Source organism: Acinetobacter sp. WCHAc010052 (genome assembly GCF_002165295.2).
Taxonomy (GTDB): Bacteria; Pseudomonadota; Gammaproteobacteria; order Pseudomonadales; family Moraxellaceae; genus Acinetobacter; species Acinetobacter chinensis.
Genome location: NZ_CP032143.1, coordinates 116260 through 143020, shown reverse-complemented (window position 1 = coordinate 143020; position 26761 = coordinate 116260). Strand labels below are relative to the sequence as shown.

General features: G+C 42.2%; 30 protein-coding genes. 17 read left to right on the top strand and 13 right to left on the bottom strand.

What is annotated here, in order from left to right; translation table 11 throughout:
* Window positions 1-3: 3 nt before the first annotated feature.
* Window positions 4-441, bottom strand: coding sequence for a DUF2147 domain-containing protein (locus CDG61_RS01085; protein ID WP_087512010.1), 438 nt, complete (start codon window positions 439-441; stop codon window positions 4-6).
* Between the two features lie 156 nt (window positions 442-597).
* Between CDG61_RS01085 and CDG61_RS01080 the strand changes: the two genes are divergently transcribed.
* A complete protein-coding gene (locus CDG61_RS01080) occupies window positions 598-1509 on the top strand; it encodes an alpha/beta hydrolase (RefSeq protein WP_087549739.1) in 912 nt (303 codons plus the stop codon).
* Window positions 1510-1568: 59 nt separating this feature from the next.
* Here the strand turns inward: CDG61_RS01080 and CDG61_RS01075 are convergent, their stop codons facing one another.
* On the bottom strand, window positions 1569-2135 hold the full coding sequence (locus tag CDG61_RS01075; protein ID WP_087549738.1) for an FMN-dependent NADH-azoreductase: 567 nt from the start codon (window positions 2133-2135) through the stop codon (window positions 1569-1571).
* 247 nt (window positions 2136-2382) lie between these two features.
* Between CDG61_RS01075 and CDG61_RS01070 the strand changes: the two genes are divergently transcribed.
* Window positions 2383-3585, top strand: coding sequence for a GGDEF domain-containing protein (locus CDG61_RS01070; protein ID WP_087549737.1), 1203 nt, complete (start codon window positions 2383-2385; stop codon window positions 3583-3585).
* A gap of 36 nt (window positions 3586-3621) precedes the next feature.
* On the opposite strand, the gene CDG61_RS01065 is transcribed toward CDG61_RS01070, so the two are convergent.
* The 4 genes from CDG61_RS01065 to CDG61_RS01050 form a co-directional block, all read right to left on the bottom strand.
* Window positions 3622-4290 carry a glutathione S-transferase family protein gene (locus CDG61_RS01065; RefSeq protein WP_171405561.1) on the bottom strand — a complete coding sequence of 223 codons (669 nt, stop codon included), beginning with the start codon at window positions 4288-4290 and terminating at the stop codon, window positions 3622-3624.
* 187 nt (window positions 4291-4477) lie between these two features.
* Window positions 4478-5245 carry a transporter gene (locus CDG61_RS01060; RefSeq protein WP_087549736.1) on the bottom strand — a complete coding sequence of 256 codons (768 nt, stop codon included), beginning with the start codon at window positions 5243-5245 and terminating at the stop codon, window positions 4478-4480.
* A gap of 16 nt (window positions 5246-5261) precedes the next feature.
* Window positions 5262-5804: an ankyrin repeat domain-containing protein gene (locus CDG61_RS01055; RefSeq protein ID WP_087512005.1), complete on the bottom strand. Its 543-nt coding sequence runs from the start codon at window positions 5802-5804 to the stop codon at window positions 5262-5264.
* Between the two features lie 145 nt (window positions 5805-5949).
* Window positions 5950-6321: an HPF/RaiA family ribosome-associated protein gene (locus tag CDG61_RS01050; protein ID WP_087512004.1), complete on the bottom strand. Its 372-nt coding sequence runs from the start codon at window positions 6319-6321 to the stop codon at window positions 5950-5952.
* A gap of 484 nt (window positions 6322-6805) precedes the next feature.
* Here CDG61_RS01050 and CDG61_RS01045 point away from each other — a divergent pair, with 484 nt between their 5' ends.
* The 5 genes from CDG61_RS01045 (at window position 6806) to CDG61_RS01025 (ending at window position 9729) form a co-directional block, all read left to right on the top strand.
* On the top strand, window positions 6806-7543 hold the full coding sequence (locus CDG61_RS01045; protein ID WP_087549735.1) for an outer membrane protein OmpK: 738 nt from the start codon (window positions 6806-6808) through the stop codon (window positions 7541-7543).
* 160 nt (window positions 7544-7703) lie between these two features.
* Window positions 7704-8207 carry a GNAT family N-acetyltransferase gene (locus tag CDG61_RS01040; RefSeq protein ID WP_087550005.1) on the top strand — a complete coding sequence of 168 codons (504 nt, stop codon included), beginning with the start codon at window positions 7704-7706 and terminating at the stop codon, window positions 8205-8207.
* Window positions 8208-8242: 35 nt separating this feature from the next.
* Window positions 8243-8635 (top strand): hypothetical protein, encoded by a 393-nt coding sequence (locus tag CDG61_RS01035; protein WP_087549734.1) that lies wholly within the window; start codon window positions 8243-8245, stop codon window positions 8633-8635.
* 172 nt (window positions 8636-8807) lie between these two features.
* Window positions 8808-8996, top strand: coding sequence for a hypothetical protein (locus CDG61_RS01030; protein ID WP_087549733.1), 189 nt, complete (start codon window positions 8808-8810; stop codon window positions 8994-8996).
* Entirely contained in the window at window positions 8989-9729 is a 741-nt protein-coding gene (locus CDG61_RS01025) for a hypothetical protein (protein ID WP_087549732.1), read from the top strand. Before CDG61_RS01030 ends, CDG61_RS01025 begins: the two co-directional genes overlap by 8 nt.
* 27 nt (window positions 9730-9756) lie before the next feature.
* Here CDG61_RS01025 and CDG61_RS01020 read toward each other — a convergent pair whose 3' ends face one another.
* The 3 genes from CDG61_RS01020 to CDG61_RS01010 all read right to left on the bottom strand — a co-directional run bounded on the left by CDG61_RS01020 (window position 9757) and on the right by CDG61_RS01010 (window position 13674).
* On the bottom strand, window positions 9757-10911 hold the full coding sequence (locus CDG61_RS01020) for a hypothetical protein (RefSeq protein ID WP_118847337.1): 1155 nt from the start codon (window positions 10909-10911) through the stop codon (window positions 9757-9759).
* Window positions 10912-11193: 282 nt separating this feature from the next.
* On the bottom strand, window positions 11194-13074 hold the full coding sequence (gene parE / locus CDG61_RS01015) for a DNA topoisomerase IV subunit B (RefSeq protein WP_087549730.1): 1881 nt from the start codon (window positions 13072-13074) through the stop codon (window positions 11194-11196).
* A gap of 3 nt (window positions 13075-13077) precedes the next feature.
* Entirely contained in the window at window positions 13078-13674 is a 597-nt protein-coding gene (locus tag CDG61_RS01010) for a YqiA/YcfP family alpha/beta fold hydrolase (protein ID WP_087549729.1), read from the bottom strand.
* A gap of 248 nt (window positions 13675-13922) precedes the next feature.
* Here CDG61_RS01010 and CDG61_RS01005 point away from each other — a divergent pair, with 248 nt between their 5' ends.
* Window positions 13923-15254: a hypothetical protein gene (locus CDG61_RS01005; RefSeq protein ID WP_087549728.1), complete on the top strand. Its 1332-nt coding sequence runs from the start codon at window positions 13923-13925 to the stop codon at window positions 15252-15254.
* A 54-nt stretch (window positions 15255-15308) separates the two neighbouring features.
* Here CDG61_RS01005 and CDG61_RS01000 read toward each other — a convergent pair whose 3' ends face one another.
* Window positions 15309-15806 (bottom strand): disulfide bond formation protein B, encoded by a 498-nt coding sequence (locus tag CDG61_RS01000; RefSeq protein WP_087549727.1) that lies wholly within the window; start codon window positions 15804-15806, stop codon window positions 15309-15311.
* A gap of 32 nt (window positions 15807-15838) precedes the next feature.
* The gene (gene gshA, locus CDG61_RS00995; RefSeq protein ID WP_087549726.1) at window positions 15839-17416 is read right to left on the bottom strand and encodes a glutamate--cysteine ligase; all 1578 of its coding nucleotides are present in this window, start codon (window positions 17414-17416) and stop codon (window positions 15839-15841) included.
* 210 nt (window positions 17417-17626) lie between these two features.
* Here gshA and CDG61_RS00990 point away from each other — a divergent pair, with 210 nt between their 5' ends.
* A complete protein-coding gene (locus tag CDG61_RS00990) occupies window positions 17627-18166 on the top strand; it encodes a DUF924 family protein (protein ID WP_087549725.1) in 540 nt (179 codons plus the stop codon).
* 80 nt (window positions 18167-18246) lie between these two features.
* Here CDG61_RS00990 and CDG61_RS00985 read toward each other — a convergent pair whose 3' ends face one another.
* The gene (locus CDG61_RS00985; protein ID WP_087549724.1) at window positions 18247-18774 is read right to left on the bottom strand and encodes a dihydrofolate reductase family protein; all 528 of its coding nucleotides are present in this window, start codon (window positions 18772-18774) and stop codon (window positions 18247-18249) included.
* Window positions 18775-19027: 253 nt separating this feature from the next.
* On the opposite strand from CDG61_RS00985, the gene CDG61_RS00980 reads away from it, so the two are divergent.
* The 5 genes from CDG61_RS00980 (at window position 19028) to CDG61_RS00960 (ending at window position 22707) form a co-directional block, all read left to right on the top strand.
* Complete coding sequence (locus CDG61_RS00980) at window positions 19028-19591, top strand: CC0125/CC1285 family lipoprotein (protein WP_087549723.1); 564 nt, start codon at window positions 19028-19030, stop codon at window positions 19589-19591.
* An 18-nt stretch (window positions 19592-19609) separates the two neighbouring features.
* Window positions 19610-20929 carry a DUF445 domain-containing protein gene (locus CDG61_RS00975; RefSeq protein ID WP_087549722.1) on the top strand — a complete coding sequence of 440 codons (1320 nt, stop codon included), beginning with the start codon at window positions 19610-19612 and terminating at the stop codon, window positions 20927-20929.
* Window positions 20930-21157: 228 nt separating this feature from the next.
* A complete protein-coding gene (locus CDG61_RS00970) occupies window positions 21158-21889 on the top strand; it encodes a hypothetical protein (RefSeq protein WP_147387762.1) in 732 nt (243 codons plus the stop codon).
* A 229-nt stretch (window positions 21890-22118) separates the two neighbouring features.
* The gene (locus tag CDG61_RS00965; RefSeq protein ID WP_087549720.1) at window positions 22119-22409 is read left to right on the top strand and encodes a BrnT family toxin; all 291 of its coding nucleotides are present in this window, start codon (window positions 22119-22121) and stop codon (window positions 22407-22409) included.
* A complete protein-coding gene (locus CDG61_RS00960; protein ID WP_087549719.1) occupies window positions 22393-22707 on the top strand; it encodes a BrnA antitoxin family protein in 315 nt (104 codons plus the stop codon). Before CDG61_RS00965 ends, CDG61_RS00960 begins: the two co-directional genes overlap by 17 nt.
* A 146-nt stretch (window positions 22708-22853) precedes the next feature.
* On the opposite strand, the gene CDG61_RS00955 is transcribed toward CDG61_RS00960, so the two are convergent.
* On the bottom strand, window positions 22854-23078 hold the full coding sequence (locus CDG61_RS00955) for a hypothetical protein (protein ID WP_087549718.1): 225 nt from the start codon (window positions 23076-23078) through the stop codon (window positions 22854-22856).
* Between the two features lie 530 nt (window positions 23079-23608).
* Between CDG61_RS00955 and CDG61_RS00950 the strand changes: the two genes are divergently transcribed.
* The 3 genes from CDG61_RS00950 to CDG61_RS00940 all read left to right on the top strand — a co-directional run bounded on the left by CDG61_RS00950 (window position 23609) and on the right by CDG61_RS00940 (window position 26738).
* Window positions 23609-24604, top strand: coding sequence for an AraC family transcriptional regulator (locus CDG61_RS00950; protein WP_087549717.1), 996 nt, complete (start codon window positions 23609-23611; stop codon window positions 24602-24604).
* A gap of 101 nt (window positions 24605-24705) precedes the next feature.
* Entirely contained in the window at window positions 24706-25332 is a 627-nt protein-coding gene (locus CDG61_RS00945; RefSeq protein ID WP_087513673.1) for a hypothetical protein, read from the top strand.
* Between the two features lie 251 nt (window positions 25333-25583).
* Complete coding sequence (locus CDG61_RS00940) at window positions 25584-26738, top strand: methionine aminotransferase (RefSeq protein ID WP_087549716.1); 1155 nt, start codon at window positions 25584-25586, stop codon at window positions 26736-26738.
* Window positions 26739-26761 lie beyond the last annotated feature (23 nt).

Genomic DNA, 26761 nt, shown 5'->3' with positions numbered 1-26761 from the left:
CAATCAGTTTGCACGAATCCAGGTCTGGTTACGACCTAAAGCAGCAACACCGATATAACCTCTCAGCTCAAGTTTCTTACCGCCAGAAGCAAGTTCACCTTTCAGCTTATAAGTTTTACCAGACTGAGGATCAAGAATTGAACCATTGCCATAACTGGTTCCGCCTGTATTTTTCAGACCATGAATAATCGTTAAACCTTTCAGTGATTTATTGTTATAAGGTCCTTCACACTTGGTACAGGCGTTTTCTTCACCTGGTGTCAGAATGTTCTGGATGCTGGCCGTCAGCGTACCGTTTTTCTGTTCAGTGAACTTCACAACCGCTTTCGGTTGCTTGGTTTTATCGTCAATCGTTTTCCAGACCGTGCCATTCAGCGGGTCTGCTGCATTAGCTAAAGCTGTCAATCCGAGCAATCCTAATGCAAGTGCAATTTTTTTCATTTTTGTTTGTTTCCCTGGTCTGTTGTAGACGACTTTAAGTATTAAAAAGTCACAACAATTTTGCAATTTTTGAATGTGACCATTTAGTGTAACCTTGTAAGTTGTGTTGGTAAATATGCTCGTATTCTATAAAACAAAGAACAAGATGGAAAAAACATGAAGATCGCACCCATGTGGAAACAAATTATTACAGAAAGTATTTTAAAGACCGCCATCCGTACCCCCAGTCAGTTCACTCTGCCTGTCGGAAGTCTCAGATTTGCACTTGAACAGATGTGTCGGATTTTCCCGCAGAACAGAGATATTCAGGTACGTGCCCTTCGACTTTCCGGCATCCGTGCAGAAGAGCTGAAACCGCAGAAAGAATCAACTCAGCTGATTCTGCATATTCATGGCGGTGCTTTTTTCCTGGGTTCATTAAATACTCATCGGGCATTTCTGAGCGATCTTGCTGCGCGTACACAAATGCAGGTCATTCATGTGGACTACCCTCTTTCACCTGAACATCCTTATCCGGAAGCAGTCGATGCATTATTTGATGTTTACTGCACTTTAATTGATCAGGGGATTCAGTCAAAAGATATTATTCTTTCCGGAGATTCATGTGGTGCCAACCTCGCACTTGCACTGACCCTGAAAATCCGCGATGAACAGATGCCACAGGTCAGTGGTCTGATGCTGCTGTCTCCCTTTCTGGATCTGACTCTGACTGGAAACTCCATCCGTAATAACCGTAAACATGATGCCCTGCTTTCACCTGAAGCCCTGGAAGCAGGTATTGCCTACTATGTTCCAGCCGGCATGGATAAAGCTGATCCTAAAGTCTCGCCTTTATTTGATGACTTCAAAGGTCTTCCACCGACACTGGTGCAGATCGGTTCTAAAGAAATTTTACTGGATGACGCCGAGCGTTTTAAGAAGAAAGCGGTCGAAGCGGGTGTACAGGTCAGTTATAAGCTTTACACGGGCATGTGGCATAACTTTCAGATGTTCCATCACTGGTTTGATGAGGCTGAACGTGCGCTGGCAGATATTGCCGAATTTGCACATCAGTGTGATGCGGACTGAAACATAACGCATAAAAAAGGTCAGCAAACGCTGACCTTTTTTATGTATACAGACGGGTATCAGATAGTCTGAACCTGTGCCAGTGCATCTGAAAGTGCTTTGCTTTTCAGTTCATCACCCATGTTGACTCCTTCAGCACGAACCACCTGAATATCGGTCACACCGGTAAAACCAAATACAGTTTTCAACAGACCTTCCTGAAAGTCAGCCGGACTGTTGTCGCCATACACACCGCCACGACTGCTGGCGATATACACTTTTTTATCACCCGCCAGACCCACAGCACCATTTTCAGTATATTTGAATGTTTTGCCTGCAACTGCAATACGGTCAATCCATGCTTTCAGTGCAGATGACAGACCGAAGTTATACATGGCTGCACCCACTACAACCACATCTGCATCCAGGTACTGCTGAATCAGTTTTTCACCCAGCGCTGACTGCTCAGCATTCTGTCCCATCAGAATTTCTGCAGTCAGATGAGGAATTTCCTGCTGTGCCAGATCAAGATACTGCACCTCAGCAGTGCTGTTACCCGCCTGGAGCTGTTTGACAATCGCCTGACTCAGTTGACGTGAAACAGATGCATCGCCCAGAATACTCGAATCAATATGTAGAACTTTCATGTTATTTCCAAAATGCTTTATCAATAATGGCATTCTATATAAATTGCAGTATTGCGATAATCCCTCAATTCAAGACACAATATTCTATTTTTGAAACAATCAGTTTTTTCAACTTTCCCCCATCCTGCACTGTTGCTGTTCAAAATTCAGCAGAGTATGCTATGTTATTGAGCAACATTAAAAAATTAATATAAGCAACATACTTACATTAGAAAATTCAGGATGAATAAGGGGTACAGTCGGTACAATGAAAGCACTGTTTTCATCGGTTAAAAGCTCCTCATTAAAAACAAAAATGGTGGAGAGTCTGTTCGAAAGTGGTCCGGTCATGAACTGGGGCACGCTGAATAAATGCATTCTGATGCTGATTCTTGCGGCAGGCGTACACCTGACCTGGGTCATCTGGAAAGGCACTATTATTCTGAATCCTGAGTTATGGCAATGGGTTGACCTGGCGCTGATTAAAAAACAGATTCAGCTCAATATTGTCTTTCTGATTCTTTTTACCCTGATGATCATTCCCTGCCGTTTATGGGCTGAAAAAAAATGGGTTCAGCAGTGGTTTCCTTACATTTCGGTCGGTATTTTTGTTGCATCCATCTGCCGTGACGGTTATCTGATCGGTGTGCTCAGTCCTGCGACCATGATTTCCTATGTCAGTCTGGTCACAGTTGGACTGGTGCTGCTCCCCAGAGTGCTTGTCTACTGTGCTTTTATTCCTGCAACCATTTTTCTGGCAGGCTGTGGCTATCTCAGCTATATGGGAGTGATGACTTATGCGCCCATTTTTCATCTGAGCGGTTACAGCTACACAAACGGCTTCTGGATTCTTTCCATGCTGTTTTTTATTATTCCAATTCTGTGCACCTGTCTGTTTCTGTTCGAATCGCTTCTGAGCCAGTGGCGTCACAGAGAGCAGCTGATTCAGCATTTGAGTCAGGTTGACCCACTGACCAATACACGCAACCGCCGAAGCATCAATGAATGTCTGGAACAGCTGGATGTACTCAATGAAAAGGAAAGCGCAGTATATGCTGTGGTACTGGTCGACCTGGATCATTTCAAGCTGATCAACGACCGTTTTGGACATCATAAAGGCGATGAAGCACTGATTCTGGTCAGTGATGAACTATCAAAACATGTCAGAGAAAGTGATGTTGTCGGGCGTTTTGGTGGTGAAGAATTCATTCTGATTCTGCATCATTCTTCTGAACAGCAAGCTCAGCGTATTGCAGAACGCTGCCGTCAGGCGATTGAACAGATTGTACTGTTCAGTGATGATGAAGAAGCAATTCATATCACAGCCAGTTTCGGTATTGCTGCTTCTGCACCCGGTATCAAACCCATGAAACTGCTGAATCTTGCAGATAAGGCACTGTATGAAGCAAAAGCTCAGGGGCGTAATCAGGTCTGTTCATATTTCCACAGTGCTTTTCTGGATACGATCTGAATACTGCTGATCCAGAAACATTCATTCCTGAAGTTATCAGCCGGATGTACGGTAAGGCTCATCTGCCTCTACAAACAAATGTTCACGTTTTGCAGCATCCATCCACTGTCTGACCACAGGCAGATGCTGTATTTTCTGCATGTATTGCTGACTCAACTCAGTCACAGGCAGTTGGTAGCTCATCAGACGCATCACCACAGGTGCATAAAATGCATCAGCAATACTGAAGTCTCCAAACAGAAAACCATCCGCTTCTGACCAGATCTGTTCCACACGCTGTACATCCTGTCGCAGACCCACATGCTGCTGCCACAGCTGCTGACCTACAGCGGATAAATCAGCTTCAATATTCATCGGACACAGACTTCTGAGCTGCATAAAACCACTGTGCATTTCAGCGGTCACTGTTCGGGCTCTGGCTCTTTGTAACCGATCCTGCGGCCATAAGTGCTTTTGTGGAAACTGCTCTGCCAGATATTCTGCAATCGCAAGCGTATCCCAGACAGCCAGCTGATCATGCAGTAAAACGGGAACTTTTCCTGCTGGACTCAGCTTTGACAGCTGCTGTTTAAACTGCCCATCTGCACTGAAATCATCAAAAGCAACGAAGTGATCCTGAAATGGAAGTTCGAAATGCTTCAGAATCAGCCATGCACGCATAGACCAGCTGGAGTAATTTTTATTGCCTGTATATAACTGCATCATCTTAATAATCCTGAGTGATGATTCCTGCTTATACATTAATCCGAATGTCAGACTTCAGCAATATTGAACAGGTGCTCCTGCCCTTGCATTTACATCAGTTTTATTTGCATAGAATTTACAGTGCTCAGATATAAAAAAAGAGCAGTTTAGACTGCTCTTTGATGTACCAATCCTGTATTGGTCAGAATCAGAACAGATATGAGAAACCTAAGCCTGCCTGATAGTCACGATCATTACTATTTAAACCAACACCGATACTGGCATCCAGCTGGGTACGCTCATTCAGTGCATAAACAACCCCTGAACCTAAAGCATATTCATAATCCTGGCTTTCAGCTTTACGGTATACAAACTCAGAAAAGCCGGATAGTTTATCGGTAATGGCATATTCAATGGTTGGTACAGCCGTAACAGCCCAGTCGCTGTTCTGCGCTTCATAACGCATTGTAATCGAGGTGGTCACCAGATCACTGTAATCATAGGAAACCGCTGAAGTCAGACTGTAAATATCATCTTCATTGGTGAAACCATCATTTCCTGTTGCAATGATTGCTTCTGCCAGCACAGCCATACTGAGTTTGTCATCTTTAAGATCAATGGCTTTTTTGATCCCGATGCTGACATCCCCCAGACCATCTTCTTCTACAGACTTGCCTACTCTTTTGGTCTTGATCCAGCCCGGACCCTGCCAGCCCAGCTGAAGCTCCAAGTCTTTCGCCAGACCGGTACGGAACAGCATGTCGCCATTGAGGGTGACTGTTTTTTGCTTTTCACCATCTGTCACAGTTTCATTATAGCTGGCAGCGGGAATACTCTGCTCCCAGGCAAGCTGTCCTACAGGTGTAATCCCTGTTCCCATACCTGCGCCAGGGCGGTCAAAAGAAAATTCTGCTGCAACAGCGTTCAGGCTGAAACCGGCGGCAATCACCACACCAGTAAATTTAAAAACTGACATAATATATCCCGTTGATTTATGTTAATTCTTTGGTCATTTTTGCACCATGACTGCGTAACAGTTCCAGTGTCTGCTTTTCTTCAGGCAATGATTCTGCCCAGTTAATTTCGTCAAACTCACAGTCAAAAAACAGATCACTGATGGACGACAGAATGGTCAGACCTTCATCATCTTTACTGTTCGGCTCAACCTGAGCCTCCAATAAACGTTTAACCGCAGGTACACATGCTGAGCTTGCTGCATCCCAGAGGGGTCCATAAACTTCCTCTGTATCCCACAGATGAAGGTTCACTTTTGCCTGAATAAGTGCTTCCAGAATATCCATGTGTGCTGCCAGTAACTGCTGTTTCTGATCTTCAGAAAGCGGCTCACCTGTTTCATAGGCTTCACAGACCTGCTCCCACCACTGGAACAGACCGTCTGACCAGACAGAGATTGCAGGTCCTTTTTCAGGATCAATAAAATCAGGGTCAAGACCTTCTGCAAGAAGGCGCTGTACAAGAGCGACGTTCAGTTCTTCAATGGCCTGAACCAGAACCTGTTGCTGTGCTGTTAGCATGGAGAGGAATCTCTTCTGTATATTTTTGTCTATTATGCCCAGTAATATGGACTTTGTTCTGTGTAAATATGCGACAACCTGATTTTTTATGTCAATAAAAAAAAGCCCCTCAGGGCTTTTTTCAGTTTCAGGTCAGACCTGAAAATCAATCATCGACATCTGCAATGTCTGCATCTGCATCAGCAAACTCAAGCTGCCCACCACGTGGATTCTCTTTTTTCTCAAATGTATGCTCAAGACTGCGTTTTAAACGATCAATCGCACCATGAACAGCGGTGTCCACATTATGTGCCCGATGGGTCACCACAACTGGCTTCAGTCCTGCCGGACGGGCTTCGATCATACACTTGATATCATCATCGCCACCTTTGTCACCATTTTCATCGCTGAAATGCACTGAAAAATGGGTGATCCGTTCGCTGTGACGCTGGAATTCCTGGTTTAGTTCTGCACGTACATAACTAATTAAACGGTCGCTGTTTTGAATGTTTTTATCAGTACGGATTTCAATGTTCATATAATCTCGTCCTCTGTGTATCAGAATCTTCTTAAGTGCAAAACTTTATCTTGGCACGCATATAACCTGCTGATTTTTCAGCACTGTAACATCTTCATACGGGTTTGAAACGCTCCCCTCCATATTGAATGATGAACACCTTTAACAGTCTGCAGAACCGTGTTCTTATACTTCGAATATCGTGCTTAAAATGAAAATATGCAAGCCCTATTTCATCTTTTTTTAATAAAGTCATACTAAAGTTACGTGTTTTAACCCAACACATTTACAAGCAGTCAGAAGTGTGAAAATATCAGTCTGTTTGTGCCCTCAAAAAAACTGTTTTTATTCATTTTTTTCTTAAAATTTCGACCCTGCCCCTCTTTTTTCCACTCGCTGTGACTGTCTTTCACTGGTGAAGATTCATGTCATCGGTCAATTTTGGCTTTATTTTTGCCTGATTATCTGTATCCTCTACTACGCTTTCTCGGGGGAGAGATTTTTAATGAAACTTACACAAATTGCTGTTGCTCTGACAGTTGCATCCACTGCTGCATTCACTCAGGCTGCTCCAGTCTGGCAGGATTTCAGCCTGACAGGTCTTTATGGTGAAAACTATGAAGTTGTAGATGAAAAGCAGACCACACTGACTGTTGAATATGCTGCTAAAGTAAAATATGCAGATGTATTCTTCTTTATGGATCGCATGCATGGTTCAGATGACAACAATGTCACTTATTTTGAACTTGCACCTCGTTTAAGCCTGGGCGAAATTACTGGTAAAAAACTGACAGCGGGTCCTGTTAAAGATGTTCTGATCGCAACTACATGGGAAGGCAACCAGGACAACTTCGGCAACGATTTTGACAACTTCCTCTATGGTGTGGGCTTTGATCTGAACATTCCATACACTCAGTATGCAAGTGTCAATTTCTACCGTGCCAACAATGACATTCAGAAAGATGACTACCAGATGACCATCACTTATGGTGTGCCATTCAAACTGGGTTCTGAAGACTTCCTTGTTGATGGTTTCCTGGACTGGTCAACTGCTGAAAAAGATGACGTTGCGCATGCAAGCGAACTGAACTGGACGACACAGTGGAAATGGAACGCAGGTAAACATATCTCTCCAGATACACGTCTGTACCTCGGTATTGAACATTCCGTATGGAACAACAAATTCGGTGTTAAAGGCAAAGACGAAAACAACGTCAGCGCTTTGGTTAAATACCATTTCTGATAGATCACTGAATCCATCAGATCAGGCAGAACTTCGGTTCTGCTTTTTTATTTCTGTCATCTCCGCCCCGCTGCTGCTTGAGCTTACCGCCTGTTTTATACAGATTGGTTTCCTGTAAATGCGCTACAATTGCATGTCACTTTTCCATGTCCATACACTCATGAATTTTATGATCCGCGCTGCGCAAAAAGATGATCTGCCTCAGATTATGCAGATTTACAACACTGAAATCATGACAGGAACGGCGACATGGAACAGTCAGCCCAAATCACTGCAGGATTATGAACAGTGGTTTTATGACCTGCAGACAAACAGTTTTCCGCTGTTTGTTGCTGTAGAGTCCGCCTCACAGCAGATCGCAGGATATGCAGAATTTTCCAGTTTCCGTAATTTTAATGGCTACCATCAGACAGTTGAGCATGCGGTCTATGTTAACCCACAGTTTGCACGCCAGGGATTAGGCAAAGCCTTGATGCTTGAACTGATCAGGCATGCCAAACAACAGGGCATTCATGTCATGGTCGCTGCGATTGATCATGAGAATACTGGCTCGATTCATTTGCATGAACAGCTGGGTTTTAAGCAAACAGGTTATATGCCTCAGGTCGGTCAAAAATTTGGTCAGTGGCGAGATCTGGTGTTGATGCAGTTAAATTTTGAGTAGATTTAAAAACATTTATGCAAACTAAGAATAAAAAAATGAAAAAAACAATTTTCTTAATCATCCTTGCCCTGCCTATACACTGTATTGCAGATGATGAATTTTCTGAGAAAAACTTAAATAAAATACTCAATAAAGAATGTCGCAGCATTTCAAAATATGCCACAAACGGAAAACAATATTTTGATCAAAAGCAATTTAACCTGGCCTTACAGCAGTTTGAAAATCAGGTTACCTGGTCTTCAGTGTGCAGCAGTTTTGAAGAAGAAACTCGAATCAAAATTGCGGAAAAAGACATTATTTCAGCTGAGAACAATGTAGGTTTAACTTATGCCAGTCTGGGAAAACCGATGCTGGCTCGCGCATGGTTCTCAATCTCGGATGAGTCTAAAATCAGCCAGTACAATATAAAAAAATTTACCTCCTCCTGAGGGAAATTCACAGCTCAATGCTACATATATTGGCTATGTAGGTTATGGTCGATGGAATACGATTACGGTTGATCAAAATAAAAATCACTATGATATTAGCTTTCAAGGCTATGCCTTTAACCCTAAAACTGCTGTTTTGGGTGCCCCTAATATGGGAGAGTTTTATACAGAAATGCCATTCAATTCAAAAACTGCTGTTTATAAAAATACAGAGTTTTCAGATCATGAATGTTTCATCACCATTCAGTTTGAACAGCATCAGCTCAAAGTGACACAAACAGGTTATGACAGTGATTGTGGCTTTGGTGGCGGTGTAAACTCTTCCGGTATCTATTATCAAATTGAGTCAGAAAATGAATAAAATCACCTTAAAAACAATATTTCCAATACTCAGCTTAATGTTGATGACTCACAGCCATGCAGAAAACACCTTCCAGCAGGAGCTTAAACAGAACTGTTCGAAAATTGCACCTGCGGCGAAACTGGGTAAAAAACTGTACGACCAGAAGCAGTATAAAAAAGCACTCGAACAGTTTAAATTTCAGTTGGCATGGTCAAATTTCTGTACAGCAAATTCAGATGAAAGTGGCATGAGTTTTTCAGATCAGGCGCTCGATGTTGCCCGTAACAATGTCGGTCTGACTTATGCCCGAATGAACCAGCCTGGCTGGGCACGAGCCTGGTATGAAATAGACAGTACTTCCAGAGCCAGTCAGTACAATTTAAAGCAGTTGCCTAAAGCAAAATCAGCTTCTGATTTATCAGGAGAATATGTCAGTTACGCAGGCTTTGGCGAATGGGATCATATTACGGTCAACAAGCGTAATGGACGCTATGAAATCGCTTATTCCGGGCTGTATATGGGAATCCGCAGCCTGATTTATGGACCCAACATGGGCAAGTTTGACACTCACATGCCTGTAAATAAAAAACAGACCACTTTTAAATACGACGACTGCAAAATTGATCTGAATTTTAAAATAAGTCCTGAGCGTGGCAATTTTATTGAAGTGAAACAGAATGATGGGGCTTCAGGTTGTGGTTTTGGACACAATGTTTATGCAGGTGGTACTTATTACAAAGTAGAGGAATAAAACCTCTTTCGAGGTTTTATAACAACATTAAATTTTTTCAAATAATTCCTGTGCAATGTTTCGAGCAAGTTGATCTTTTTCTTCACTTAAATCATCTAATCTCACAGCATATTGAATCGCTTTACGACCAGCAACCTCCATAGGTCCATAATCATCATAAGCTTCACCAGTATAAGCGTTATAAGCCCTCAGGTCGTTTTGAGTAAAATCTGTACCCAATAATTGTGCTAAATAAATATAAACCCAGGCTTCACCTGAGTTTTTAAAAATATGTTGATATAAAAAGTCTTCTATCGCATCTAAATCACCACGATTACAAAGATAAAGAAATTGTTTATAAATCGTTTCCTGATCTACATCGAAGTTAATTTCTGCCACATTGGCTGGTAAAAACTTGATAAACTCCTGATAGTGATCAGCTAGCTTTATATATTCATCATATTGTTGAATCTTTTCTGAAGACTCTTTAGATTTTATATATTTTTGTTTTTCATTATCCCACTTTGCTCCAAAGGTAGACCCATCACGTCCATAAGGAGCAATTCGATTTGCCAAATAACGATAATAGCCCGCCAACACTGCATAAGCATCTAGATTATTACGCTCTTCGGCATAGCCTTTAATACTCTCTAACTTTTCTCCAATCTCTTCAAAATCAATACTATCTTCAACATAAAAGTCATCATACTCATCTTCTAAATGTCCATTTTCAAAATCTGAATAACTTAATGATTCTCGGAGTCCTCTGAAATTGAGTGTATATAAATTCAAAAATAAAAATTCATGTTGTAAAGTTTTTGCTAAATTGAAATATCCCTCATCTTCATAACTGGCTTTTAACAAACTTTTCAGTTTTAGCATTAAATTTTTAATTTTCTCGAATAATTCACGAGCTTCATAATCATCCCAATGAATATCTTCATCATGATAGTTTGAATAATCTGATTCTGGTGGATTTTTAAATATCTCTAAGGTTAGTAACTCTAATAATTCATGTTGATGATATATTTCTGAATCATCATATCCACATTCAATTAAAAGATTCTGCGATACAAAAGCATTATATGATTTGTAGCCTTGATCCAATGCAATCAATTCGTAAATATGTGAACGACTAATTTTTACAGCATGTTTAGTTTGGATTTTTTTCGCTAATTGATATGCAAATTCTTGAATAGACATAATTTTCTCATCTTTCAATCCTAATCATTGTGATTTTGGTGTCATTAGACTTTTAGCAACGCATGTTTAAATACTAAGAACCAAACGGATTGATACTTAAGAAAACTAAAGTTATGTGCAGTTTTTCATACTGACTTTGTGAAATCCCTTTTCTACTCATGCGTAAGTACGGTAGGCGACCTTATGATTAAAATAATAAATTCTGATTAAATTTTCAATAGTTAAAAATAAAAAGCCCGCAAAATGCGAGCTTTTTAAGAAAATGAGACCTAGATTTAAATATCACACACCCAGATCAGCTAAATTACCTTTCTGCTCCAGCCAGTCTTTACGGTCACCAGAACGCTTCTTAGCCAGTAGTTTATCCAGTAAATTCGCAGTTAGCTGAGTATCATCCAGATCCAGCTGCACCAGACGACGTGTATTCGGATCCAAAGTGGTTTCACGCAACTGACTTGCGTTCATCTCACCCAGACCTTTAAATCGGGTAATCTGTGGATTTTTGGTTTTAACTTTCTTTAAGATAGCCTCTAACTCTTGCTCATCCAATGCATAATGCACGTCTTTGGCATCATCAATACGGAACAGCGGCGGCATAGCCACATAAAGATGCCCTGCATCCACCATTGCCGGGAAATGCTTGACGAATAAAGCACAGAGCAAGGTCGCGATATGCAAACCATCCGAGTCCGCATCGGCAAGGATACAGATTTTGCCATAACGTAATTCAGACAAATCATCACTGCCTGGGTCTACACCGATGGCAATCGCAATATTATGGACTTCCTGAGAAGCTAAAACTTCATCCGAAGACACTTCCCAGGTATTTAAAATTTTCCCACGAATCGGCATGATCGCCTGGAAATTTTTATCACGTGCCTGCTTTGCAGAACCGCCCGCAGAGTCACCTTCCACAATAAACAGTTCAGATTCTTCAAGGGTATGCCCGACGCAATCCGACAATTTACCAGGTAAAGTTGGACCTGCAACAATTTTCTTACGTTCAACTTTTTTCGCAGCTTTTAAACGACGACCCGCTTTGGCAATCACCATTTCTGCAAGTTGCATTGCCACATCAGAGTTCTGGTTGAGCCATAAAGCAAACGCGTCTTTGGCAATATTTAAAACGATACTGGATGCTTCACGACTCGAAAGACGCTCTTTGGTCTGACCTGAAAACTGGGGTTCCTGAAATTTTAAAGACAGAATGTAGTTCACACCATCCCAGACATCTTCCGCTGACAATTTCATGTTACGTGGCAACAAGTTACGCAGCTCACAGAACTCGCGCATCGCATCAGTGACACCTGAACGCAAGCCATTCACATGCGTACCACCTTGCGCAGTCGGGATCAGGTTAACGTAACTTTCCTGAATCTGTTCACCGCCTTCAACATTCCAGCAGATCGCAAATTCAGCACTGGCACGTTCTGCTTCACCAGTGGCAACAAAAGCAGGCTCAGGTACAATGTCCCGATCCTGCAGTTCATCCATCAGATAGTCAACCAGACCATTTTCAAACTGCCATTCGATTTTTTCATCATTGATCTGATCGATATAAATAATCTGCAAACCCGCAGCAAGTACTGCTTTGGCTTTTAAATTATGTTTTAAGGCTTTTAAAGCAAATTTTGGAGAATCGAAATATTTAGCTTCTGGCCAGAAATGAACGGTCGTTCCTGAGGCACGTTTCGGTGCTTTACCTTCCAGTACTTCCAGTGGCGCAACCGCTTCACCATGTTCAAATGCCATTTTATACAGATTGCCCTGACGCTGAACTTCAACTTCAACGCGATCTGACAAGGCATTGACGACGGAAATCCCCACACCATGCAAACCACCTGAGAACTGATAGTTATCCGTACTGAATTTACCGCCCGCATGCAGTTTGGTCAGAATGATTTCAATCCCGCTCTGCCCATATTCAGGGTGAATATCGACCGGCATACCACGACCATTATCTTCAACGGATAATGAACCGTCTTTATAGACCGTGACGGTAATTTTACTGGCGTGTCCTGCAAGTGCCTCATCGACAGAGTTATCAATCACCTCCTGCGCAAGGTGGTTCGGTCGTGAAGTATCGGTATACATCCCCGGGCGACGGCGCACAGGGTCCAGACCAGATAATACTTCAAGTGATTGAGCCGTATATTGAGACACGTTTTAATGTTTCCTTAATTTTATGCAATCCGATAAAAACTGTAAGGCCATCGGGATTTTATCTGCAAAATTTTCCATTGCATGGTTACCATGCATTTCTGTCATGATCAGTGACTGATGCTGCCCTGCACTATAATACAGTTCTGCTTCACGATAATCCAAAACTTCATCGCCCTGCTGCAACAGCACCAGCAGACTGTCTGCATACTGAACAGATGGTACTGCCATATGTTCAAGCTGATCCAGCTGGGCATGATCCAGTGACCATTGTGCAGTCACCTGATAAGGCAGCTGCGCTTCTGCAAACAGTGTTCTGAACAGCTGCCATGGTCGCATGGCAGGATTGATGAGTACAGCAGGCACACCATACTTTGCGACCAGCTGTGTCGCATAAAAGCCTCCCAGACTGCTTCCGATCAGTGCCACCTGCTCCATGTCCTGAATCAGCTGCGCCACTTTTTCCACTGCGTCCAGTGGCGGCATATTCAGATCAGGCAGATGCACCACCAGATCAGCACGCTCATCTGCATAATGTTTCAGCTGTTGCCCTTTGATGGAATATGGACTACTGTTAAATCCATGTAAATAAATGACGTTCATCTGTTTTTATTGCAAATTTATCCAGTCTGTTTTAGATTTTAAAATGAGACATATATCACATTTGTGTTTTAATTTGTATGAGCTTAAGAATTGTCCGACAAAAAAATTAAAGCATGGGTGCATTCATCATGTATTTTAAAAGCTGTTCGGGATGAACAACATAAGATGAAAGCGTACAGATTTATACCTCGATCCTGATGAAAAATAAAGAGCAAGGTATAAAGACAATATAGGGGCAGAAAACAACTATGCCAAGTTTAACACCACTGCATGAAACTTACTGTAAATGGGACAGGACGCCACCCAGTCAGGCTGACGTACTTGAAGGACTGGCACAGCTGGTCAGTACACGTCTGACCGGTGTTGTACAGGATCTGATTCAGAGCATTCAGCGTGAAATGCTGCTCAGTATTTTTGGTCTGAGCAAACAGAAATCCTTAAAGTTTCAAAAAATTTCCTATGTCGACAAAATTTATCAGTTCGGATACAGCTCACTCCAGAATTATGGTAATTATTTTCTGGCTCCTGGTCTGCGTCAGATTATTGAAAAATTTCCTAATCTGCACGAGAAGCCCTTAACGCCCACCATGCATTTTCTGATTGGTGCTTTAAATGGGGTACTGGGTGATTATCTGCTTGAACAGCAGAATCCGATGGCACTCCCAATGGCACTGTATGACCATTATGGTGCTGTGCAGCAAGGTGAGCTGACCGGTCGTGTCGTCGTGTTTGCTCATGGTCTGTGTATGAACCATCTGGACTGGAGCAACCGGAATTTCGGTGGTATCGGTGAAAAACTGCTGGCACAGCGTGATCACAACACCATGATTTATCTGAATTATAATTCAGGTCGCCGTATTTCAGCCAACGGACGCAGTCTGGCAAATACACTTGAAGATCTGATTCACCGTAACCCACGGATCACCAGTATTGATCTGATTGGGCACAGCATGGGAGGGTTGATCTCGCGCAGTGCGCTGTTCTATGGCAAACAGAACATGTATGAATGGGTTCAGCTGGTGGAAAATCTGGTCTGTCTCGGATCACCGCATCATGGTGCGGTACTTGAACGCTTTGGCTTTGCACTGCAGGAAAAACTGGGACGCCTGCCTGTGGTGAAAATTATTGGTCATGTGGTCAACATCCGCAGTAACGGAATTCTGGATCTGCGTTTCGGCAGTGTCCGTGATGATGACTGGGAACACAATGATATCCGTATTGGGCTGATGGACGATAACCGTAAACCTGCACCATTACCGTCGCATATCAACACTTTCCTTGTGGCTGGAACCATTGAACATGAACACCGCAGGAACAGAACCCGAAAAGTGATCGGCGACTATCTGGTCAGTGTTAAAAGTGCTTTGGGTGAACATCCAAACCCACGCTTCCAGCTCAAACTGCCTGAGTCACATAAAGCAGTATTTTATGGTCTGAATCACTTTGAAATTCAGTATCACTCAAGCGTGGCTGAGCAGGTCGCAAAATGGTTTTATCCGGTTCATGATGTGGAAGCTGAAGAACAGATCCGTGAGTATATTATTCACCTAAAAAGTCTTGAAGGCATTGCACTGACTTAAGTTCAGTCCATAAAAAAGCCAGCGGATCTGCTGGCTTTTTTTATTTCACTCTGTTCAGGCAGGATATTTTCTGAATAACTGCCACAGACTGATCAGCACCAGCACACTGAAAAACACCAGTGACCATATTGGTAAAGACTGCCCCAGGAAGGTCCAGTCCACCAGTGCACATTCACCTGAACCTGTCAGAACCTGCTCAAAAACAGATTTTAACGGCAAAGTATCCATCCAGTAATCCAGACCTGGTCCACAACTTGGCACCTGATCCGGTGGCAGGTTCTGTAGCCATACATGACGGGCTGCAACACCTGCCGCCCAGCCAATGGATGCCAGTCCAAGAAATGCATAAATGCGACGGAACGCACCTGTTTTAGGATTATGAATAAATGCAATCAGTGAGATCAGCCCCAGTCCAATCAGACCAACGCGCTGAAATACACACAGTGGGCATGGCGAAAGCCCCTGTCCGTGCTCCAGATACAAAGCAAATGCCATACCGACAATACTGGCAAGAACCAGCAGACCACTGACCAGGCGATAACTCTTCTGCATGGCAAAACCTCTTAATTTTTATCTGTTCCCTGCTATCTGAAATCAGCAAGATATTGTTCAAAACTGATGCTCTCATCCTGTTCAAGCTGCTGTTGTTGCTGAAGAGACTGTTGAGCGGCATGGTCAAAATAAGTCTGTACATCTGAAGACAGCGGATGAGATGCGTATACATCGGCATGCTGTTGTGCCATGAAACTGCCAAAGCTCCAGGTACCACCATGTTCAAGTGTATCTGAAATCACCTGTGCAGATAATGTTGCATCCACATCAGTGATACGGTTCTGCATCAACACCAGTGCCTGACTGTACAGCTCTGTGTCATAGGTCTGATTCAGCAGCTCAGCCAGTTCCTGCATGGCAGTGACATGTGTCTGCACCCATTCAACCAGCGCAGTTTCACCATCAGCAGCCAGGATTTTTGCATTCGGCGCACGACCACGGTTCACCACTTCTGCATGATTCAGATCAAGTAAATCCTGCTCAGGCTCGAGCAGTTCAGGACTGTCTTTCAGCAGACAGTACAACGCAAGCACTTCCAGGAAAGCGGCAGTGGTTTCATCAATACCTACAGGGTTATACGGATTAACATCGACCGCACGTAATTCCACATAGCCAATACCACGGTTCGCAAGAGCCTGAGAAGGTGTTTCGCCTGCTTTAGGTACCTGCTTAGGACGCACCAGACTGTAGTATTCATTTTCAATCTGCAGCACATGGTCATTAATCTGTACAGGCTCACCCTGCGCATCATTCAGCCCCAGATGTGTAAACGGCGGATACGGTGTATGCACCGCCGTCTGCAGTTCTGCCACATAGCATTTTAAATTGTTGTAATGGATGCCCAACTGCTTCTGTGCAGAGTTCTGATAACCAAAACTCCCCATACGCAGTGCGGTTGCATAAGGTAAATGCAGCGTCCCTTTCACCAGCGGCAGCAACTGATGCTCACGACCTGTCAGGAAGCAACGGCACACCGAAGGACTGGAACCGATCAGATACACCACAAGCGGAGTCAGACGGATGAAGTTACGCACCAGCCCCAGATAACGGTGACTGCGGTAATCCTGAAGATTCAGCGCCTTTAAAGCATCGTCAGATTCGTGTTGCTGCAACTGCTCAAATAAATGGTCAGGGAATGAAATATTATAATGAACACCTGAGATGGTCTGCATACGGCGACCATAACGCACGCCCAATCCACGGCGGTACAGTGTTTTAAATTTTCCGATATTGGACGAACCATACTGTGCCAGACGGATATTTTCTTCATTATCATCCAGCATACATGGCATGGATAAAGGCCAGAGCTTTTCCCCGTTTTCCAGCTGAGCATGAACAACCGCGTGAATATCGGCAAGAAAATTCAGTGCTTCAGGAATGCTGGCTTTCGGTGGCGTAATAAACTCCATCAGTGCTTCAGAATAGTCTGTCGTGATGTGAGGATGTGTCAGTGCCGAACCTAATGTTGCAGGATGATCTGCCTGTGACAGAAAGCCATTACTCTGCATACGCAGGCTTTCACGCTCAATCCCCCGCAGCATCCCTTTCAACAGCGATGAATCCACCCAGGTTGGAAGTACAGCCAGAGCTTTTGGTGTGGGTTGACTCATTGCAATCTCGCTTTTTTCAGAATACGGCTAAATAAAATCATCAGTTTATATCAGTATACCGTGATTTTTTAATGTCATATGACATCCTGATTGCTTTCCAGGCAAAACAGATATTTAAATTTCCGCAATTTTTTATCACAAACTTACTGTATAAGACACTCAAAATTTGTGATTGTATTGCTGAATAAATGCTAATGAATTGTAAAACACATGAAATATCAGGAAATTCTGGACTTCTGGTTCAGCTCAGACACACAGCCTCTATGGTTTGCTAAGAGCACAGACTTTGATCAACTCATAGAAAAAAAGTTTAAAAATCTGTTATTGCAGGCACGTCAGGCAGAACTGTGGCAATGGCGCACCAGTGCAGAAGGCCGACTGGCTGAAATTATTGTACTGGATCAGTTCTCACGCAATCTGTTCAGAGACACTCCAGAATCCTTCGCACAGGATGCACAGGCACTGACGCTGGCTCAGGAGTGCATTCTGCTTGGGCAGGACGATCAGTTAAAACCGGAACAGCGCTCTTTTCTGTATATGCCCTTTATGCACAGCGAATCCCGCTTGATTCATGAACAGGCACTGCAACTGTTTGAAACACTGGGCAATCCGATCAATTTAGATTTTGAAAAGAAACACAAAGTGATTATTGACCGTTTTGGACGTTATCCACATCGCAATGCAATTTTAGGACGTGAATCAACTGCGGAAGAAATCGAATTTTTAAAACAGCCCAACAGCAGTTTCTGATCAGTAAAAGCTGTTGCAGACACCCTACGGTTTGCAGCAGCATCCTTCATCAATTGAACAATCTTATTTTTAAGCGGTCATTAAAAAATATAAGTTTTTTTAATGATCGTATTTTCAATCATTTCAGCCTGTATGGATTTCAACGGTTGAACATTCGACTTAAAGCCTGGAAACAGTGGAATACCATCACCAAGCAACACCGGCATCATAAAAACCTCCAGGCTGTTCAGTAAATTGTGCTCAAGGAACGAATTCTGTAACTGCGTTCCTCCCACCACCCAGACATTTCCCTCAAAGTTCTGTCTGAGATGATCGACCAACTCATGAACACCATGATTCCATACTGAAAGTGACGAATGAATTAAGTCCAGTGAAGAATCAGAAGTGACGATAAATCCTTTTTGATCTGGGTATGGCCATTCACCGCCAAAGGAACAGATCACCTCATAAGTTTTACGCCCCATAACGACGATATCAATCTCCTGAATAAAGTCGTTATAGCCACAGTCAATTGCCTGATAGGGCGTCAAAAACTCAACTGAGCCATCTTTTGTTGCAATATAACCATCTGCGCTTGTCGCAATATAACCTTTAATCTGAATACTCATTCAATTCATAATCAACCCTTTCATTTGCTTCGAGTATATCAAATCCCTGAAGTATTGATATTCACCCAGTCACCAGGACACTTTGATTCATCTGATCAACTCTGAAGTTATTTTTTGAATAAAAAGTGACGCTACAAATTTATAATGCCTGTCCATCGGGTAACAAAATTCTTCTTGAAATTCATGCTTAATCCATCAAATTCTGAGATGATCAATACCTGTTTTCCCTGTCCGGTTTTTTAAGGAGCTTAATATGAAAAAAGTCATAACCTGCCTGAGCCTGGCAGCTGCTCTGAGTCTGACAGGCTGTGCCACTACACCATCCAAACCACTGACTTTTGATCAGCTTGGGCAGTACAACACTGTTCCGCTGAATGCACAGACCTATCGTGTCAGCTTTGTTGCACGTCCAAATTTCAGTTTTGGTACAGCAGAAGAAATTACCCTGGTGAAATCTGCTCAGACTGCACTTCAGAACGGTTTTCAGTTTTTTAAAGTTGTCGATGATCCGAGCAACCGTAACCAGCAGCCTCCAAGACAGGCGGTGGTCTATCCAACCCCAATGTATCCCCCTTACGGGTATTATCGTCGTTACCCTGGTTTCTGGCCTGACCCGTTTTATGACATGCCACAGGTGGTCAATATTGACCCTGTTCAGGTGTCCTATACCATTGAATGCTATAAAACACAGAAAACTGCACCTGATGATGCCTTTGACGCCCGTCTGATTTTACAGTCCCTCGGTCAAAAATATGGCGTCAGTCCGACAGGACAGGTACTCCAGCCACAACCAGTTACTGTACCATCAGCTAAATAATCATTTTTAGGACAATGCATGAGCGGAATTGAACACAGTGAATCAGCCCATGAAGTTCCAGGCCTGGATCGTAGCAAGCGCTTTGCAACCATTGCTTTAGTGATTGCGGTGGTGGCCTGGTTTGTATTGATTATTTCTGCAAAACTGCTGCCTGAATATGCCTGGTTTATTCATATCCTCATGCTCGGTGCTGAAGCCGGTGTGGTCGGTGGTTTAGCTGACTGGTACGCCATTACCGTCCTGTTCCGCAACCCTTTTGGAAAAATTCCAATTCCCCGTTTTTTAAAAGACCATACCGAAATTATTCCACGTAACAAAGCCCGTATCGCGGAGTCCATGGGACGCTTTGTTCAGGAAAATTTTTTATCCCCTCAGGTGGTTGAACGCAGCCTTAAAAACACAGATTTAAGTATGGCGGTCGGTCAATGGCTTGCCAGTCCACAGAACAATGGTCAGGTGGTTGAAGTCATTCAGCAGACTGTTCCTAAAATTTTTGAATTTGTCGGTCAGGAACAGATTGGACGGTTTATTCAGAACAACAGCATTCAATGGGTCAGAAATACTCACATGAATCAGCTGGCAAGCGAGATGCTGCGTGCCGTACTCGACAACGACTTCCATCAGGACGTGTTACAGCGTGGACTGGATGTTGCACATGAATGGATGATCAATCACCCAGAAAAAACCCGTGAACTGACTCAGACCATGTTCAAGGAACTGGGGGTGTCACGGCTTGCCAAAGGTGCAAGCTGGATCGGGATAGATGTGGAACAGCGCACTATAGATTCTTTACTGGAAAAAGTGGAATCCATGCTGGCCGATGATGAACATCCTGTCCGCCAGAAAATTGAAGAAGCTGCTCATCAGTTGATGCTACAGTTGGCTGATAATAACAGCACCGCCAGTATCCGTCTGAATGAAACTAAAAATGCCCTGCTGGACAGTGAATCTGTACTGAATTTTATTTCAGGGGCTGTGGTTATTCTGTGCGATGCTGTAAAAAATGACCTGATGAAAGCAGACTCAGGTTTAGCCATGAATCTGCGGGTAGCCATTCAGCAGGTCGGTGAAAACCTGATTCAGAATCAGTCTGTACGTGATTTGCTGAATGACCGTATCAGCGGTATAGCGATCAATTTAAGTGATCAGTACAGTGAAAAAGTGATCCGTTTTATCAGTGAGCGGATTCATGAATGGGACTCCACTGAAATGATTGCCAAGATTGAAAATGAAGTCGGTGGCGACCTGCATATGATCCGTGTTAACGGTGTTGTGGTCGGTGCATTTATCGGTCTGACTCTGGGGGTGATTCGTGCAGTGATTGATTTTGCGATTTGACTGTTTAGTTGTCCTAAGCAGTTTTGTGAAACAGTACTTTTTTATAAGCGTGGAACGTGAAGAATCAATAAAAAGCCGCTCCAGTGCGCTGTTTATTGGAACGGATTTAGTTAAAATATTGATGCTTATAGGAAAATTTCAAACATTTCGTATAAGGTGTATTATTTTAATTTTAGAAAATATTAATTTTTGATAAGATAAATTTTTAATCAAAATAAATTAATAATCATGGGCTATAGATCTGGTGGGATGATATTTCCCTTTAAAGGTAATTTAGAAGAAATAGTTGACTTAATTAACAATTGGACTGAAAAAGACTTTGAAATTTTAGAACCTAATTTTAAAGCAAATGAAGCTATTGAATTAGAGTTTATTAAAGATAATTTAGTCATTATTCATAATCACAATTTTTTCTTTTCTGCTTATCAAGATAAAGATTTATGGAATGAAAGGCTTAAAAAGTCCTCATTGAATGATTGGGTAATATTTTTTGAATGTGTAGATAGTTCTAATGCAGCTAGTTATTTGATATTTAAAAATAATATAGAAGTTAGAAGAGTTACTGAATGTGAAGATCAAGCTTTTTATCAGGATGGAGAACCTCAAGATTTTGAAAAAGAATGGCTTAACGCCTCAATAGGTTATGAACATGAATACCAAGAAGGTGATGAATGGAAAGAGGAAATTATAACGGATCCAAACTTTTCCTTGGATGACATTGAAGAGTGGGAAAATTATTATAAATTTTATTATGTTGGCTCTATAGATAACTCCACCAACCATTTAGCTAGACAGTTACTAAGTGACTTGGCAAATAAATATCTGGGTTTTGATTTGATTAATGATTTTTATGAAATAGAAAATAGAATCACCCTAGGCTATGGGGAAATTGCTGAAAAACAGTTAACGCCCCATACACAAGAAAAAAGCTTTTTTCAGAAATTGTTATTTTGGAAGTAATATCCATTTAACATAATGGCCGTTATGCGAAATGGTTTTAATATTTTTATTTAAAATCAAATATTTAATAATTTAAAAATCCGCCATTCATCCCCCAAAAAGCAGACTGGAAACAAATCGCTTTCTTTTTAAACGGTTTTGATATCTTTTGCCAATAAAAATTGGCTAAATTTTGCAAAATTTACAAATTTGTATTAACATTTTTATATTAGCAAAAAGCGATGCAACTATGGAAATTGAGTTTTCATGGGATGAGCATAAAGCCGAAACAAACCTCAAAAAGCATGGTGTGGCTTTTGAAGATGCAACTTTGGTTTTTTATGATGCTTATGCCGTATATAAACAGGATCGCTTTGAGAATGGTGAATATCGTTGGCAAGCGATAGGGATGGTACATGGTCAGGCAATCTTACTGGTTGCTCACACAGTACAAGACCATGATGGGATTGATCATATCCGTATCATTTCAGCACGACAGGCAGTAAAAAAAGAGAGGAATGAATATGAGCAAAATCGTTAAATACAAAGTTGATTTGAACAATCCTCCAGTATTGCCTGATGAACAAAAAGTGAGACTGGAAGCTTTAGCTAAACGTCCAGACAGCGAAATAGATTGTTCAGATATTCCTGAGCTTGATGAAAACTTCTGGAAAAATGCTGTTCAAAACCCTTTTTATAAACCAACTAAGCAAGTGACAACTGTACGTATTGATGCGGACGTTATGCAGTGGTTAAAGGCTCAAGGCAAAGGCTATCAGACACGTATGAATAAAATTCTGCGTGATGCTATGCTGAATGAATTAAAGAATCATCCATAAAAATGGGAGCTATGGCTCCCATTTTTGTGTAATTCCCAAGTAGAAATGTCCACTTTGGCTATAATTAACCTATAGGCTAATGATAGATATAGATATCTTAATATCATTGGCCAGTTTCATTAGACCAGTACAATCAATTTAATAAATTAAAAAGCATCTTCAATTAGATCAGGTCTGAGTGAAACACGATTCCCTGCATAGAACGAAGAAAAGTAGGGGTCTTCTTCAAATTCCTCTTCAGCACTTCTTTGACGAAGAATAAATACATGATTTGGATAGTTTTCACTAAATTTTTGAATATTTTCTTCAACGTCATACCATGGTATAGAGTCTATTACATTGCCATCTAAATCAAAGGCAGATTCAGCCATTTGTTTTGGATCAACTATTCAATCATTGTAAAGTGCCTGAATAATTGTATTTTTTTCTTCTTTTAAAATGGATTTTCCATCTTTAGGATTTACAATAGCAAGACGTATATAGCTATACATACCCATGAGATTCTCCTTATTTTATTCATTGTTGTCTAAAATTTAATATTCACCTTTTTCAAATTTTAAGTCAATGAGGTGGTAATGCTCCCGAAAATTAACTGAGTTTAAAGGTAGAAAATTCCGTATTTAACATAAAATCTCTTATGCGAAATGCTTTTTACAAATCTTTATTTTCAGATGATTATAAATCTGCACCACCCATCCTCAAAGAATGACTGTGATTTGCTAAATTTCAACCCATGCAAACCCTTTGCCTCTGTCACTGATTGAATGATAAATTGCAATATAAGCAAGCAAAAATCAAAATTGCAGGTCTTAAGTGTTCAACACAACAAAAAAATATTCGTTCTATCTACATCAGATACAGGTCTTAAGCCCTATAACAACATCAGGACTTTATTTTAAATATGTCGAAAGAACCTTCAGATGCCGGTATGTTTTTATGGATGGCGTATCAGACCATGCAAAAAATGGGGATGGATGTTGCATCCATTTTTGCAAGTGTAAATTTACCCGATCAGCCACCTGTAAAAACTGTCCGCCGTAACAACTCCACACAGAACAGATTCTGGAGTGCTGCAGAAAAAATCAGCCAGAATCCAGATATTGGCTTGCATATTGGTGTCAATATGCCTGTTTTCCGTGGCCTGGTCATTGAATACCTGTTTTTAAGCAGTCCAAATTTTGGTGAGGGTTTAGCACGTTTTTTACGTTATCAGAAGATTCTGACCGATGTATTTGAGCTTTCTTTAACCGTGGAAGGAGACACTGCTGTTCTGTCTGGGCTTGAACATCCAGTCAGGCATTACCTGGAATGTGCCATTGGTATTATGCTCACATTTTTCAGATATATCAGCGACGGAGATTTTCAACCCAGTCAGATTTCACTGACCTATGCTTCCAGTGCCTCTCAAAAAACATATATGGATGCCTGGGATTGCCCTGTTCACTTCAGTGAAAGTAAAGGTGCAATTTTTTTCCCTGCTGCACTGTTGCAGAAAGCATCCCTGGCGGCCGAACCTGAACTGCTTAAAATTCATGAGGACCTGGCGGAACAGAAGCTTCATCAGCTGGAAAAATATCAGCTGGTTCATAAAATTGAGCGTCTGTTCAGCAGTGGTCTGCTGGAATCCCGACAGTTTGATCAAGCCCTGATTGCCCAGCATCTGAACTGTAGCCCACGTACCCTGCGAACCGATTTACAGACCATTGAGACCAGTTATGAGCATATTCTGAATCAGTACCGTGAACGTCTGGCTCGCAAACTTCTTGCTGAAACTCAGGAAACGATGGATCAGATTGTGTATCTCACCGGTTTTTCAGAGCATTCTGCATTTACACGTGCTTTTAAACGCTGGACAGGTGAAACACCGACTGCATACCGTCAGCGCAAACAAAGTTAAGGCTTTGACTGTAGTGACATGCTTTCAGCCTCCGTCAGGGTCAAAAGGTTCTGTGGGTTCACTCCTATAATTCACAGAACAGTGAATGGAGTATTTTCAGTATGCTTGGCTTCCCGATTGGTCTTTTTGTTGCAAATGGTATTGAGTGGTACGCCCATAAAGTCTGGTTGCATGAGTATCCGAGTAAGTACCGTAACAGCCCTTTTTTTACACATATTGCACATCACAAACGGGCGCGTTTAAATGCCTTTCATGATGAGGGCTATGCCGAGTCGATGTTTAAAAATGCAGAAATTTATAATGAAAAAACGGCACTGATCGGTCTGGCAGGTGCAGCAACCATTTTTTTACCCGTTGCGCCATTCTTTACTGCGGGTCTTTATTATTCAATTCATAATTACTGGAAAGTTCATGCCAGATCTCACTTAGACCCAGAGTATGCCAGAAAGCGTATTCCCTGGCATTATGATCACCACATGACCAGCAATCAGAATGCCAACTGGTGTGTAACCCGTCCATGGTTTGACTACATTATGGGAACCCGTGTAACCACAGATGCATCCGTAACCGAAACCAATCCTCTGGGCATGAAACTTCCAGGCTGGATTGAAAAACCACTGAACCGAACGTCCCGTCGTTTATTAAAAAAATCGTATCTGAAAATTAAACAAAATTCACAGCATGACCGTTCCAGTCTGGCAAAAGGCATTGAAGTGGAACTGGCTTAATCCATATATCCATTTACTCCCTGTTTTGTCATACAGCACAGGGAGATAATCACCAGTTTCAGCAGATCTGCTAAAAAAATGACACGGCGATATGCAGCCAGCACAGAATAATCAATCGTGAAAAAAGCTCCCTGTTCTGATTTTAAATCATCAGGTTTAAAAAACAGCTCTCCATCTGCCTGGCGCTATTCAGCTGATAAAACTGACCTGCTACACTCAGTTTCAACTTCAGACATTTCAGACCACTGAATATGATCAACCTCCAGTCCAAACTTCCTGCGCAAGGTGTTACTGTTTTCAGTACCATGACCGCTATGGCACAACGCCTGAATGCATTAAACCTGTCCCAGGGTTTTCCTGATTTTCCCGCCCCTCCTGCACTGCTGGAAGCACTCAGTCAGGCGACTCAGGACGGATACAATCAGTATGCGCCAGGTGATGGATTGTTGCCTTTAAGAGAGCAGGTTGCAGAGGTCTTTAAAAAGCGCGATGGTTTAAGGCTGGATCCCGTCCATGAAATCACCATTACTCCAGGGGCAACCATTGCTATTTTCTGTGCCATTCAGGCAATCGTTCACGCTGGTGATGAAGTCATTGTTTTTGATCCTGCCTATGACAGTTATGCGCCCAGCATACAGCTGGTCGGAGCAAAAGCCATTCATATTGCTCTGAATGCGTCAGCCTTTTCTGTCGACTGGAATCAGGTCAAAGATGCCATCAATGACCGAACCCGCATGATTATTGTCAACACACCGCACAACCCAACAGGTGCAATCTGGTCAGAACAGGACTGGCATACATTAACCGCGCTGATTCAGGATAAGAATATTGTGATTCTGTCCGATGAGGTTTATGAACACCTGATTTATGACGGCGAAAAACATCGCTCTGCGCTGAGTTTTCCTGCGCTGCGTGAACGCAGTTTTGTGATCGGATCATTCGGTAAAACATTCCATGTCACAGGCTGGAAAACCGGCTACTGCGTGGCTTCACCTGCACTGATGAAAATCTTCCGACAGATTTATCAGTTTGCCAGTTTCTGTGGTGTAACGCCTGTTCAGATGGCACTGGCAAGCTATATGCAGAATCATCCAGAACATATTGCAGGACTGTCTGATTTTTACCAGCAGAAAAGAGATCTGTTCAACTCAGGTTTACAGGACTCAAGATTTAAACTGTTGCCATCCCAGGGAACATTTTTTCAGAATGTCGATTACAGTGCCATTCGTCCTGACCTGAACGATACTGAAATGTGTAAGCTGCTGGCAGAAGAACATAAAATCGTGGCTATTCCTGTGTCTGTGTTTTATCAGCAGCCCCCTGAAGACCTGAGACTGATCCGTTTCTGTTTTGCAAAAAAAGAGGAAACTCTGGTACTTGCAGGAAAAATTCTTTCTGCTGTTTAACCATTCACCACTATCCAGTTTCC

Bases quoted from the DNA above. Each gene is read 5' to 3' on its own strand.
- CDG61_RS01050 (WP_087512004.1), bottom strand. From the start codon at position 6,321: ATGAACATTGAAATCCGTACTGATAAAAACATTCAAAACAGCGACCGT.
- CDG61_RS01020 (WP_118847337.1), bottom strand. From the start codon at position 10,911: ATGTCTATTCAAGAATTTGCATATCAATTAGCGAAAAAAATCCAAACT.
- gshA (WP_087549726.1), bottom strand. From the start codon at position 17,416: ATGAGTCAACCCACACCAAAAGCTCTGGCTGTACTTCCAACCTGGGTG.
- CDG61_RS00975 (WP_087549722.1), top strand. From the start codon at position 19,610: ATGAGCGGAATTGAACACAGTGAATCAGCCCATGAAGTTCCAGGCCTG.
- CDG61_RS01075 (WP_087549738.1), bottom strand. From the start codon at position 2,135: ATGAAAGTTCTACATATTGATTCGAGTATTCTGGGCGATGCATCTGTT.
- CDG61_RS01040 (WP_087550005.1), top strand. From the start codon at position 7,704: ATGAATTTTATGATCCGCGCTGCGCAAAAAGATGATCTGCCTCAGATT.
- CDG61_RS00955 (WP_087549718.1), bottom strand. From the start codon at position 23,078: ATGGCTGAATCTGCCTTTGATTTAGATGGCAATGTAATAGACTCTATA.
- CDG61_RS01080 (WP_087549739.1), top strand. From the start codon at position 598: ATGAAGATCGCACCCATGTGGAAACAAATTATTACAGAAAGTATTTTA.
- CDG61_RS01030 (WP_087549733.1), top strand. From the start codon at position 8,808: ATGCCATTCAATTCAAAAACTGCTGTTTATAAAAATACAGAGTTTTCA.
- CDG61_RS00980 (WP_087549723.1), top strand. From the start codon at position 19,028: ATGAAAAAAGTCATAACCTGCCTGAGCCTGGCAGCTGCTCTGAGTCTG.
- CDG61_RS00960 (WP_087549719.1), top strand. From the start codon at position 22,393: ATGAGCAAAATCGTTAAATACAAAGTTGATTTGAACAATCCTCCAGTA.
- CDG61_RS00940 (WP_087549716.1), top strand. From the start codon at position 25,584: ATGATCAACCTCCAGTCCAAACTTCCTGCGCAAGGTGTTACTGTTTTC.
- CDG61_RS01010 (WP_087549729.1), bottom strand. From the start codon at position 13,674: ATGAACGTCATTTATTTACATGGATTTAACAGTAGTCCATATTCCATC.
- CDG61_RS00945 (WP_087513673.1), top strand. From the start codon at position 24,706: ATGCTTGGCTTCCCGATTGGTCTTTTTGTTGCAAATGGTATTGAGTGG.
- CDG61_RS01055 (WP_087512005.1), bottom strand. From the start codon at position 5,804: ATGCTAACAGCACAGCAACAGGTTCTGGTTCAGGCCATTGAAGAACTG.
- CDG61_RS01025 (WP_087549732.1), top strand. From the start codon at position 8,989: ATGAATAAAATCACCTTAAAAACAATATTTCCAATACTCAGCTTAATG.
- CDG61_RS00950 (WP_087549717.1), top strand. From the start codon at position 23,609: ATGTCGAAAGAACCTTCAGATGCCGGTATGTTTTTATGGATGGCGTAT.
- CDG61_RS01065 (WP_171405561.1), bottom strand. From the start codon at position 4,290: ATGATGCAGTTATATACAGGCAATAAAAATTACTCCAGCTGGTCTATG.
- CDG61_RS00990 (WP_087549725.1), top strand. From the start codon at position 17,627: ATGAAATATCAGGAAATTCTGGACTTCTGGTTCAGCTCAGACACACAG.
- CDG61_RS00970 (WP_147387762.1), top strand. From the start codon at position 21,158: ATGGGCTATAGATCTGGTGGGATGATATTTCCCTTTAAAGGTAATTTA.
- CDG61_RS00985 (WP_087549724.1), bottom strand. From the start codon at position 18,774: ATGAGTATTCAGATTAAAGGTTATATTGCGACAAGCGCAGATGGTTAT.
- CDG61_RS01045 (WP_087549735.1), top strand. From the start codon at position 6,806: ATGAAACTTACACAAATTGCTGTTGCTCTGACAGTTGCATCCACTGCT.
- CDG61_RS01085 (WP_087512010.1), bottom strand. From the start codon at position 441: ATGAAAAAAATTGCACTTGCATTAGGATTGCTCGGATTGACAGCTTTA.
- CDG61_RS01035 (WP_087549734.1), top strand. From the start codon at position 8,243: ATGAAAAAAACAATTTTCTTAATCATCCTTGCCCTGCCTATACACTGT.
- CDG61_RS01070 (WP_087549737.1), top strand. From the start codon at position 2,383: ATGAAAGCACTGTTTTCATCGGTTAAAAGCTCCTCATTAAAAACAAAA.
- CDG61_RS01060 (WP_087549736.1), bottom strand. From the start codon at position 5,245: ATGTCAGTTTTTAAATTTACTGGTGTGGTGATTGCCGCCGGTTTCAGC.
- CDG61_RS00965 (WP_087549720.1), top strand. From the start codon at position 22,119: ATGGAAATTGAGTTTTCATGGGATGAGCATAAAGCCGAAACAAACCTC.
- CDG61_RS01000 (WP_087549727.1), bottom strand. From the start codon at position 15,806: ATGCAGAAGAGTTATCGCCTGGTCAGTGGTCTGCTGGTTCTTGCCAGT.
- CDG61_RS01005 (WP_087549728.1), top strand. From the start codon at position 13,923: ATGCCAAGTTTAACACCACTGCATGAAACTTACTGTAAATGGGACAGG.